Source organism: Moorena sp. SIO3I6 (assembly GCF_010672095.1).
Genome location: NZ_JAAHHU010000855.1, coordinates 1 through 2067, shown reverse-complemented (window position 1 = coordinate 2067; position 2067 = coordinate 1). Strand labels below are relative to the sequence as shown.

Annotated in this window: 3 protein-coding genes; 2 read left to right on the top strand and 1 reads right to left on the bottom strand. The window is 46.0% G+C overall.

Features of this window, described 5'->3' with window-relative positions; translation table 11 throughout:
* Nucleotides 1-216: 216 nt before the first annotated feature.
* On the top strand, nucleotides 217-612 hold the full coding sequence (locus F6K49_RS43600) for a hypothetical protein (protein ID WP_075899781.1): 396 nt from the start codon (nucleotides 217-219) through the stop codon (nucleotides 610-612).
* On the opposite strand, the gene F6K49_RS43595 is transcribed toward F6K49_RS43600, so the two are convergent.
* On the bottom strand, nucleotides 609-953 hold the full coding sequence (locus F6K49_RS43595; protein ID WP_008177474.1) for a metal-sensing transcriptional repressor: 345 nt from the start codon (nucleotides 951-953) through the stop codon (nucleotides 609-611). The two genes, F6K49_RS43600 and F6K49_RS43595, sit on opposite strands and share 4 nt — an antisense overlap.
* A gap of 465 nt (nucleotides 954-1418) precedes the next feature.
* On the opposite strand from F6K49_RS43595, the gene F6K49_RS43590 reads away from it, so the two are divergent.
* A partial coding sequence (locus F6K49_RS43590) for a trypsin-like peptidase domain-containing protein (protein ID WP_293107973.1) occupies nucleotides 1419-2067 on the top strand: 649 nt, incomplete at its 3' end.

Here is a 2067-nt window from a genome sequence, read left to right as displayed (position 1 = left end):
GAAGCTACAGATGCGAGGAATCCCTCGCATCTGTAGAGTAAGCCAGGCTGGAGGTTCGGCGCTTAACCCTTAAATTCAATCAATAACGAGTTTAGGCGCGTTAAGTCTGCTAGGGCTACTGAAACCAACACGCTCTGGGATCCGGGAAAGCCCCCGGCTTCCAACCGTGGGGAAGCTTACAAATATTTCCTACGAATAAGGACGATAAATACCAAAATGCTAGGAATCTTTCAAAAAAGTCATCTGAGGATTGAAGTCGAAGCACCACAAACTGTTATCCGGGACAGTCTGCTCTATACCGCGCAACTGAACCAGTGGTTGTGGCCAGAGAATTTATCTTCCAAGTTACCCGAACAGCTCGATTTAGGATTGACCTTTACTTCTTCCATCGGGCCAGTAGCAGTACAACACAAGGTTGAGCTTGTTCAGCCGAACTGTTTAAGACTGCTCTTGAGTCAGGGAATTGATGGTTATCATGAATGGTATTGGGGAGATGGTTGGGTACAATCTCGCCTAGAAGGGGTGTCTTTGTTACCGTTGAATTGGGGTCAAACCTTAAGTTTGATGAGGCTACGTCAGTTTCTAGAGCAGCATAGAGCCTCTGACTCCTAACGTAAAAATTGATCTAAAGCCGCCTTCAACTCCTCAATTTCTACCTCAATGTTGCCCTGCTCAGCGGCTCGACCGATACACTCGCTTAAATGTTCATCAAGGATAATTCGTGCCACTTTATCCAAAGCCCCTCGAACTGCAGCAATCTGTACCAAAACATCAGGACAGGGGCGACTTTCTTGCACCATAGTTTTAATCCCTCGAATATGCCCCTCGATTCGAGACAGGCGATTGATAATTCGCCTCAGAGATTCTTCATCATGAACGTGACCATGAGTATGTTCACTATGGTTGTGATTCAGCTCTTGAGTCAGGGCATATTCTCTATCTTTCGAGATCATAGCGGTTTTATTAGTTTTCTTAGTCCAAGGTTAACCAACTTCCTGGGTATATCATTATTGATAATTATTAAGCTTAACTTGTTGGGGTCTCTTGGGCTGAACACCCCTTGAGGTCAAGCTCTCTCACTCCCGATGCTACCCAAGGACGATTTACTCGCCCTGGGGTAGCATCACCTGGAACTACCCCAGGTACTACTAACGTCATAGAACTAACTCTCACCCATAGCGATTAGATGCTTGTAGCAACTAATCCACAATCCTAAAATCTGCCTCGAAACCCACTCCTGGCTCTGGGTGGGAGGAATCTCAGGGAGGGTAAACTTGAGTTATGGGTTAACACTAAGGGTCAGCAACCACTGACTACTAACCAATAGCCAAAGCCAAGTAAATCCCATCGGTTTTAGGTCGTGGGATTGGCTTAGCAATACTATTCCCCAAAATTAACCAGAAGAATACGATAATACTATGTCATCAACTAAATTTTCGATTTGGCTTCGCTCAATTAGTAACTATCTCTTAGCTATCTTACTTGGAGTCTTATTGACAGTTGGCGTTTATCGTGTATCTCCCTCCAAGGCTGCTCCTGTACCCAGCACAGACTCAGTCACTCCGCCACTGATTGCCCAACAACTGCTGATTCCACAGCAAGCTAGTAATAGCAGTTTTGTAACAGCAGCGGTAAATCGGGTTGGATCAGCAGTGGTGCGCATTGACACCGAGCGCACAGTTTCCAGGCGCGTCGATCCCTTTTTTGATGACCCCTTCTTCCGGCGCTTTTTCGGTGATGACTTTTCAGCCCAAATTCCCCAAGAAAGACGTTTACAAGGTCAAGGCTCTGGGTTTATTATTGACAACAGTGGCATCCTACTGACCAATGCCCATGTTGTGGAAAATGCCGATAAAGTAACCGTTACCCTCAAGGATGGGCGCAAGTTTGATGGTCAAGTCAAGGGTGTGGATGAATTCACCGACTTAGCTGTTGTCAAAATTAACGGTACTTCCTTACCCATAGCCTCTCTAGGGGATTCCAGTCAAGTTCAGGTTGGAGATTGGGCTATTGCTGTTGGTAACCCCCTAGGGCTAGATAATACAGTGACTTTGGGAATTGTCAGCA